This is a genomic window from Bacteroidota bacterium, from assembly GCA_034439655.1.
Classification (GTDB): domain Bacteria; phylum Bacteroidota; class Bacteroidia; order UKL13-3; family UKL13-3; genus CANJUD01.
On record JAWXAU010000022.1, the window covers coordinates 1 to 8701 of the forward strand.

Here is an 8701-nt window from a genome sequence, read left to right on the forward strand (position 1 = left end):
AACTACATCCCGAAAGCCCCGCTTAATCCCGATAATTATCGGGATGCGGGGGGATTAGTCCCTTTCTTTTGGACTATTATATATTGAGTTTCGGTATAACGTTATAACTTTGGAAAGTTTTATAATATATAATAAAAAAGCAGCATACCTTTTGTTGATATACTGCTTTTTTAACGACGTCTTTCTAAACTTGTTTCAGAATCTCTTTACCTAAAAATCAATATCCAAATAACATTTCCAAATTCACATCAGTTATCTGTCCAAATTTAATTAGTTCAGGCATTTGTATTTTATTTTTTGAGCCTACCACACATAAGGTATACCCTTGTATATTTATTTCCTTTTTAAAATAATTCTGCAAATCTGTAAAGCTAAGCTCTTTTATTTTTTCATAAATAAGTTTGCGAGAATCCTCGGTGAGGCCCAGTTTGGTCAATTTGTTTTTAAGAGCCAATAAATCTTCTTCATCATACCGTTCACTTTCAATCTGCGACATAATTGATGCTTTTGCTGATATTAATAATTGATCCGTCTCAGGCATTGTTTTGATAAGCTCGTTCATTGAGTTAATTGCCTCGGGCATTTTATCAGCCTGTGTTCCTATATATGCATTAATATAAAAATGTTGGTCTTTATACTCGGGCTGTCTGCTAACCATATAACATGAATATGCCAATGCTTTCGATTCGCGAATTGTTTGAAACACGACCGATCCCATTCCGCCACCATAATACTCGTTGAACATATTGATAATAGGCGTTTGCTGGGCATCATAAGGCGTGCTGTTTCGAACCCATTGCAATTCGGCTTGAACCATATCATAATCTACAAATAATACTTTGTTCTGAGGCAAAAATACCCTCATGAAACGGAAAGGAGGGGGAACTGAATCAAACTTCCCTGTAGTATAATGAAGTTTATCTATCTTTTTACCAATCTTTTTTATTTTTTCAGGGCCATAATAATCTATATGTGGTCGGAAGTTGAAAATTATTTTCACTAATTTGAGTAATTCCTCGGGCGTTTGTTTTTCTAACTCCGTATGATTTAAGTTAAAACTGAATGGATTGATGGGCCCATATAGTGCTAGGTTAGTAAGCCCCTGATTAATTAAGCGTTTATTTTGTTTATTGTCTATTCTGGTTTTTCGCACAATATTCAGATACTCTAAATATTTCTCCTTATCAACTTTAGGGTTTGTAAACAAGTCCTCTACAAGCGACAAAGCTTTATCAAAATTTTCATTGAGTCCTGATATGTTTATATAGGTTTGCCTATCTGTAGCACCAAAATTATATTCACATGCAATATCATAAAAGTTCTTGGCCATTTCTTCCGATGAATGTTTTTCAGTGCCCAAATATTTAAGGTAGCCTAGTGCCAAAGGCAATGCTTTAAAATTAAGCTTGCCAATATCCCAAGTAATGGTGAGATTGAATAATTCATTCTTTGTATTTTGCACCACGCTAAGTTGTATCCCACTTTTTAATTTTGTTTCCATTATTTTATCTTTTAATTCAGCAAATACTGGACTAATAGTTGGCGATGGTATTTCCAATATTTTTTTCGTAAAATCCGACTGCTGACCTGCATTGGTTTCGACAGCAGTTATTTGTGGCTTATCTACTTTTTTGATAGTAGTATCAGTACCTCTTACCTTAATAACGGTAACATAACCCTCGCCCAAATATTTCTTGGCAAAATCCACGATCTCTTGTTTGGTCACTTTACCCATTTCATCAAGTTTGCTATAATATTTACTCCATTCAACCTCGGTTACAAAAGCATCAAGAACATCAAAAGAAACGGAACGACTATCAAGTTGTTTGTGCATTAGTTCTACTCTTTTATTTGCCAAAACTGATTTAATCAATTTTTCATCAAATTCACCTTTTGCTATTTTTTGTATGCTCAGATATATTTCGCGACTCATATCTATAATTATAGGTAACTCATTGCCTGGACTAAGCGTTTTCGGTTTCGCCATTATTTCCATCACACTGTAGTCCATCAATGTATTTACACTCAATGTTAAACTTTGAACTTTTTGTTGTTTCACCAAATCAAGTTCTAAAATACCTGAAGTACCATTGTATAATAAAGCAGCGGTCAAATCCAAAATCATAGCCTCACGTGTGCCAGCACCCGGTGTACGATAACCCATTTTAAGAAAACTTGCATCCGGGCCAGTTACAATCTTAAGTTCTGGCTTACTCAAATATGCATCCTCTGGGAACTTGAGCGGCGGTATTTGACCTGGTTTCATATAGGAGAAATACTTGTCGATGAGCTTTATGGTTGCATCCGGATCTATATCTCCTACCATGATGATGCCCATATTATTGGGGCAATAATTTTTATTATAGTAATCGCGAATGGCTTTTAAACTCGGATTTTTCAAATGCTCAACAGTTCCGATGGTCGTTTGTGTTCCATAAGGGTGAATCTTGAATAAACCAGCCATCAAAGCTTCTTCGGCTTTGCGGTTATCGTTGTCCAAACCAATGTTTTTTTCTTCGTACACAGCTTCTAACTCTGTGTGAAACAATCTAAATACAGGATTGCGGAATCGTTCGCCTTCTATATTTAACCACTTATCTAAATTATTAGAAGGCACATTGTTTATATATACTGTCATCTCGTCGCTTGTAAACGCATTGGTACCACTAGCCCCTAAATTTTGCATCATATTATCATATTCATTTGCAATGGCAAATCTTGATGCGGTAATAGACAATGAGTCAATCACTTTATATATTTGTTTGCGAAAAGCTGAATCTTTACTTGAGTTATAAATAGCATAGTGCTCTTCGATAGCTTGTATCAAATCTCTCTCTAAACCATAATTCACCGTGCCATAGTTCTCGGTGCCCTTAAACATCAAGTGTTCCAAGTAATGAGCCAATCCTGTATTGTTCGAAGGGTCTGTTTTTGAACCCGCTTTCACCGCAATCATGGTCTCAACCCGTGGTTCCTTTTTGTTTACACCCAAAAACACAGTAAGACCGTTGCTTAAAGTATATTTCCTTATTTTATAGGGATCGTTGGGAAATGTTTGAAAGGTATAACTTTGGGCAAATGCTTGTGACAGGATAACCAAAAACGTAAAAACTAAACTAAATTTTTTCATGGGATTGTTTTATTAAAAAAGTGCCGCAAATTAACCCGTTTCGACCTTTTATAAAAAATATATTTTTGCATGCAGCATTTACAGCAATCAAAATGTTCTTATATTCGCACACAAATTAAACAAAAAATAAATATCATCATGAAATTTTCAATTCAAGAATCCCTTAAAAAATCAAAAATTATGACTAAAAAATTATTAACAATTCTAACCATTGTCGCTGTAGTTTTTGCTTCTTGTAGCAAAACAAAAAAACTTACCAAACAAATGACTGGCAAATGGACCATTTCATCTAAAGATTATAAATACACTTACAATAATGTGGTACTCCCATCGCAAACATACAATGTGGCAGCTAAAGGTAGTGTTGAGTTAAAGTCGGACGGTACAGGAACATTCAACGATCCCAGCAATGCAAATGGAGACATCGCAGTTTATTCAATTACTGATTGGTATAATGATGATGCCCATATATCCTTGCTAGTTAAGGATCAAAGTGGCCTTGTTAACCAATGGACATTTGATATTGCCGCTGACCACTCGTCTGAAAAACAAGTGTGGACTAATGAATCGAACCCTTATACCAATTCAGGTGTAGCTAAAACTAATGCTACTTATACTTTAGCAATCACCAAATAATTTTTTTCTCCCCCTAAAAAAGTCGCCACAAAAAATGGCGACTTTTTTTTTGACCTTTTTGTTCGGTTCTTTGCGGCTCAAAAAAAATCAATATAAAAATATTATGAGTTTATTAGTAGTAGGTAGTGTAGCCTTCGATGCCATTGAAACACCATTTGGAAGTACGGACAAAATTGTAGGCGGAGCCGCCACCTATATAAGTTTGTGTGCAAGTTATTTTACAAAAGACGTTCAACTTGTGGGTGTTGTGGGCGACGATTTCCCATTGGCCGACATTGAACATTTTAAAAGCAGGGGCATCGACATAGAAGGGCTGCAAATTAAGCATGGTGAAAAATCTTTCTTTTGGCATGGCCGCTATCACAAGGATATGAATGGTAGAGATACCTTAGCCACCGAACTAAATGTTCTTGCCAATTTTGACCCCGTTATTCCTGAAGCATATAAAAATGCGGAATATCTAATGCTCGGCAACCTCACACCCAAAATTCAACAAACTGTTCTGGAAAGATTAAATAAACGTCCTAAACTAGTAGTAATGGACACAATGAATTTTTGGATGGAAATTGCCCTCGACGATTTGAAAGAAACTATTAAAATGGTGGATGTACTCACCATCAACGATGAAGAAGCCCGCCAACTAAGTGGTGAGCACTCGCTGCTGAAAGCTGCACGCATTATCCGCCAAATGGGACCACAATATTTGATTATTAAAAAAGGTGAGCATGGTGCATTATTATTCCATGGCGAGAATTTATTCTTTGCCCCTGGATTATTACTCGAACAGGTTACTGACCCTACTGGTGCAGGCGATACTTTTGCCGGTGGCTTTATTGGTCACTTAGCAAAAACTGGAGATCTCAGTTTTGAAAACATGAAACGTGCGGTGATATATGGTTCGGCCATGGCCTCGTTTTGCGTAGAAAAATTTGGTACCGAGAATTTGCTTAACCTTACCCAAGATATCATTGCAGAAAGGGTTGCCGAATTTGCCAAACTCTCACACTTTCAAATATAATTTTAACGTATCTGCTAGTTCCAGCGGCACGACTTTTTGGTAAGTCAGAGAATTACAGCGTATCATAGTCCCATCGGGACGACCTTTTTGTCTGCGGTTCCCCGAATGTTTTTGTCAGTGGTTGGTGTCCTCACCAATCACTTGTCACCAATCAAAAAAAAATTAAAAATTGTGCTTTTTTTATCCACGAAAAATGCCCATATTTGCTGCCCTTTTGTGAGGAGAGCAAAAGGATTAAAAACACTAAACAATTATATGTTAAAAATCAGATTACAAAGACACGGACGCAAAAAGTATCCGTTCTACCACATTGTGGCGGCTGACTCACGTGCTCCGAGGGATGGTAAATTCATTGAATTATTGGGACGTTATAACCCCAATACCAACCCCGCTACCATTGAGCTAAATGTCGACAAAACTGTTGACTGGATGCAAAAAGGTGCACAACCAACCGACACTACCAGAGCTATCCTTTCTTATAAAGGAGCTATGATGAAACTTCACCTTCAAAAAGGTGTAAACAAAGGAGCCTTAACCCAAGAACAAGCTGACACGAAATATGCAGTTTGGCTCGAAGAAAAAGAAAACAAAGTTGCAAGCAAACGCGACACCTTGGCTTCTGTAGGTAAAGACAAAGCCAAATCGGCGATGGAAGCAGAAACAAAAGTGAAAGAGTCTCGTGAAAAAGCTCTTGTAGCGAAACGCAATGCCGCTATGGCTGCCGATGCTGAACAAGCCGCTGCCGATGCTCCTGCTGAAGAAAAAGTTGAAGCCGTTGCTGATGCACCTGCTGATGCTGCCCCTGAAGTCGCTGCTGAACCAGTTGCCGAAACTCCTGCTGAAGTTGTTGCCGAAGCTCCTGCTGAACCAGTTGCTGAAACTCCTGCTGAAGTTGTTGCTGAAGAAGCCGTTGCTGAGCCAGTTGCTGAAACTCCTGCTGAAGTTGTTGCTGAAGAAGCCGTTGCTGAGCCAGTTGCCGAAGCACCAATTGAACCTGCTTCTGATGCTACCCCAGCAGAAGAAGAAAAACCCGCTGAATAATTTATTACTTGGAGAACCTTGTACATATAGGGCATGTGAGCCGTGTACACGGCTACAAGGGACAAATTAAAATATCCCTCAATCCAAATACATTAATTAAGAAACCTAAGGGACTGGTATTGTTTGTAGAATATGCAAACAAACCAGTCCCTTTTTTTTTTAGCTCTTTTCAGGAACAACCCAATCAACTTATTATACAATTTGAGGATATTGATGGGGAACAAAAAGCCGCTGAACTAGTTGGTAGAAAAATATTTGCCGAAGAAAAATATGTAACGGTTGAAGTTGATGATTTGCAAAAACTGAACGGTTATACGGTAATAGACCAAGACGAAAAAAATGTAGGAACCGTTTCTGAAATCGTAAATTACAATCAATTCCTTGCCAAAGTAATTATTGACGGAAAAGAAGTACTCTTACCCATGAACCACGAAACACTTTTGGGTATCGACGAAGCAAATAAAATTTTACATTTGCATATCCCTGAAGGATTACTTGAATTCTACAAAAACAATTAACATGTCTTTGCATATCGATATATTATCATTGGTGCCCGACTTATTAGAAAGTCCCTTTAACCACAGTATCATAAAACGTGCAAAAGATAAAAATCTAGTTTCAATAAATATATGTAATATCCGTGATTATGCTGAGGGGAAACACCGTCAGGCCGATGATACACAGTTCGGCGGTGGTGCGGGAATGGTAATGATGGCCGAACCGATTGCCAAATGTATCGATCATCTGAAAGCTGAAAGGGAGTATGATGACATTATATTAATGACGCCCGATGGGGAATTGTTTAACCAATCCACCGCCAATACTTTTTCTCTTAAAAAAAATTTACTCATAATTTGCGGACATTATAAAGGTATTGATGAACGCATAAGACAAACATATATCACCAAAGAAATTTCTATTGGCGATTATGTAATTACAGGTGGCGAACTTGCTGCTGCAATTGTAACCGATGCAATCGTTCGATTAATACCAGGTGTAATAGGCGATGAGCAATCAGCATTGGAAGATAGTTTTCAGGATGGATTATTATCGCCTCCTGTATACACCCGCCCTGCTGTGTGGCGTGGCATTGGCGTGCCCGAAGTATTATTGAGCGGCCATACTGCCAACATCGAAAACTGGCGACACGAGCAAGCTATAGAGCGTACCAAACTTCGTCGACCTGAGATGATGAAAGATTAATAACAATAAAACTATATAATGAAAAAACTATTATATATATTTATTCTCACTTGTTTTTTAATCAATATCTGTGCGGGGCAAAAAACCAAAACCCTCAAAGTAAATTCTGTCAAGCCCAATAACCTTGCTGAAAAATTTGCTGTTTTTGAATTTAATTCTCATATAAAACATGGGAAGTACTCAAAAAAGAAAAATAATATATTAATTGAAAAAGGCTTTTATAAGTACAATCAAAAAGATAGTTTATGGGAATATTATTCTCTAAATAAAATACGCATCGCAAAAGGCTATTATGATAATGGAAGCAAAGTTGGAGTTTGGGAGTATTATAGTTTTAAGGGGAATTTGGTACAGAAGTACAATCACAGCAATGACTCCTTATTATATTATGATACTTTGGAGGAACAAAAACAATTTCCCTATTTAAAATTTAAAATGAATGAAAACACCCAAGTAGCAAGAGCTATAGGCGGCATAAGCAATTTGTATAATACAATTAAAAACGATGTATTATATCCAAAAAGAATGTGGGACAAAAAAGAAACCGCAGCTATAAAAGTATATTTTATGATAGACACTTTAGGTAATACCATTGACGTAAGAGTTATGAATGTTAAAAATACAGAATTTGAAACTGAGGGAATACGGATTATAGAATCCCTTGGCAAATGCTGGATGCCTGCTGTTATGGATAACAAAAAAGTAAAGATGAGTTATGTATTACCTGTCAATTTTAATATTGAATAAACTATAATAATAAAAATTGTCCTTGGTTGTCCCAATTCCTATCGGGACCCCCACCAACTAAAAACTATTATATATATCATGGCCGCAGACGAATCCTTCTTCAAACAAGTATATAAAGTAGCCCGACTAATTCCCAAAGGCCGTGTTACTTCTTATGGTGCAATTGCCAAATATTTGGGCAGTGCCCAAAGTAGCCGTATGGTAGGCTGGGCCATGAATAGCTGCCACTCCGAAAAAGAATTTGTGCCTGCACATCGCGTCGTAAACCGCAATGGATTGCTCACAGGCAAACACCATTTTCCTGAAGAAAATGCGATGCAAAAAGCTTTGGAAAAAGAAGGCATTATAGTTATCCAAAACCAAATACAAAATTTTGAAAAAGTATTTTGGAACCCGAGGAGCGAGTTGGAGTTGTGATAACCGTACATGCACAGATTTTGACAACTTTGCCTGCGTCGCTAATAGCGAATTTGCCAAATCAGCCTAACGTTCAAATTTAAATACACCCTCTTTTTCATCACGGAAATAATACCAATTCTTAAACTAAAATAGTCCTCCGCCTGTGGCGGATTTAGTTTTTAAATGGCAATGCCGAACTACATCCCGAAAGCATTCGGGATTAGTCCCTTTCTTTTGGACTATTATATATTGAGTCCCTTTCTTTTGGACTACTATATATTGAGTTTCGGTATTACTTTTAGCACTATCATACTTTGTAAAATAAGATTGCCCCTCACAAAACTTAAAAGCAAATGCTGCTAGAATTGTGATGAGGATTTTTGTTTTCATAATGGGATTTCGGTTCTTTTTCAATTCAAAAGAACATTAACCCAAGTTGCAGCTATTAGGGTGAAGATTGGCTGTGAACAAGGGTTTCTTTTGTTTTGAGTTCATAATTGTGTACTACAGATTTTCTTTTGACAAAT

General features: G+C 37.1%; 8 protein-coding genes. 7 read left to right on the forward strand and 1 reads right to left on the reverse strand.

The window, feature by feature from the left end:
* Nucleotides 1-217 precede the first annotated feature (217 nt).
* Nucleotides 218-3130 carry an insulinase family protein gene (locus tag SGJ10_01505; protein MDZ4756800.1) on the reverse strand — a complete coding sequence of 971 codons (2913 nt, stop codon included), beginning with the start codon at nt 3128-3130 and terminating at the stop codon, nt 218-220.
* A gap of 180 nt (nt 3131-3310) precedes the next feature.
* On the opposite strand from SGJ10_01505, the gene SGJ10_01510 reads away from it, so the two are divergent.
* From SGJ10_01510 to SGJ10_01540, 7 genes are all read left to right on the forward strand, one after another.
* The gene (locus SGJ10_01510; protein MDZ4756801.1) at nt 3311-3766 is read left to right on the forward strand and encodes a hypothetical protein; all 456 of its coding nucleotides are present in this window, start codon (nt 3311-3313) and stop codon (nt 3764-3766) included.
* A 103-nt stretch (nt 3767-3869) separates the two neighbouring features.
* Nucleotides 3870-4784: a PfkB family carbohydrate kinase gene (locus SGJ10_01515; protein ID MDZ4756802.1), complete on the forward strand. Its 915-nt coding sequence runs from the start codon at nt 3870-3872 to the stop codon at nt 4782-4784.
* A 255-nt stretch (nt 4785-5039) separates the two neighbouring features.
* Complete coding sequence (locus SGJ10_01520) at nt 5040-5825, forward strand: 30S ribosomal protein S16 (GenBank protein ID MDZ4756803.1); 786 nt, start codon at nt 5040-5042, stop codon at nt 5823-5825.
* A gap of 8 nt (nt 5826-5833) precedes the next feature.
* Nucleotides 5834-6343: a PRC-barrel domain-containing protein gene (locus SGJ10_01525; GenBank protein MDZ4756804.1), complete on the forward strand. Its 510-nt coding sequence runs from the start codon at nt 5834-5836 to the stop codon at nt 6341-6343.
* Nucleotides 6344-6350: 7 nt separating this feature from the next.
* A complete protein-coding gene (gene trmD, locus SGJ10_01530) occupies nt 6351-7028 on the forward strand; it encodes a tRNA (guanosine(37)-N1)-methyltransferase TrmD (GenBank protein MDZ4756805.1) in 678 nt (225 codons plus the stop codon).
* Nucleotides 7029-7046: 18 nt separating this feature from the next.
* Nucleotides 7047-7775 (forward strand): energy transducer TonB, encoded by a 729-nt coding sequence (locus tag SGJ10_01535; protein MDZ4756806.1) that lies wholly within the window; start codon nt 7047-7049, stop codon nt 7773-7775.
* Between the two features lie 78 nt (nt 7776-7853).
* Nucleotides 7854-8192, forward strand: a complete 339-nt coding sequence (locus SGJ10_01540; GenBank protein MDZ4756807.1) for an MGMT family protein — start codon at nt 7854-7856, stop codon at nt 8190-8192.
* Nucleotides 8193-8701 lie beyond the last annotated feature (509 nt).

What these genes read in the sequence shown, in the direction of transcription:
- SGJ10_01520 (MDZ4756803.1), top strand. Translation starts at nt 5,040, where the DNA reads ATGTTAAAAATCAGATTACAAAGACACGGACGCAAAAAGTATCCGTTC.
- SGJ10_01535 (MDZ4756806.1), top strand. Translation starts at nt 7,047, where the DNA reads ATGAAAAAACTATTATATATATTTATTCTCACTTGTTTTTTAATCAAT.
- SGJ10_01510 (MDZ4756801.1), top strand. Translation starts at nt 3,311, where the DNA reads ATGACTAAAAAATTATTAACAATTCTAACCATTGTCGCTGTAGTTTTT.
- SGJ10_01515 (MDZ4756802.1), top strand. Translation starts at nt 3,870, where the DNA reads ATGAGTTTATTAGTAGTAGGTAGTGTAGCCTTCGATGCCATTGAAACA.
- SGJ10_01505 (MDZ4756800.1), bottom strand. Translation starts at nt 3,130, where the DNA reads ATGAAAAAATTTAGTTTAGTTTTTACGTTTTTGGTTATCCTGTCACAA.
- SGJ10_01540 (MDZ4756807.1), top strand. Translation starts at nt 7,854, where the DNA reads ATGGCCGCAGACGAATCCTTCTTCAAACAAGTATATAAAGTAGCCCGA.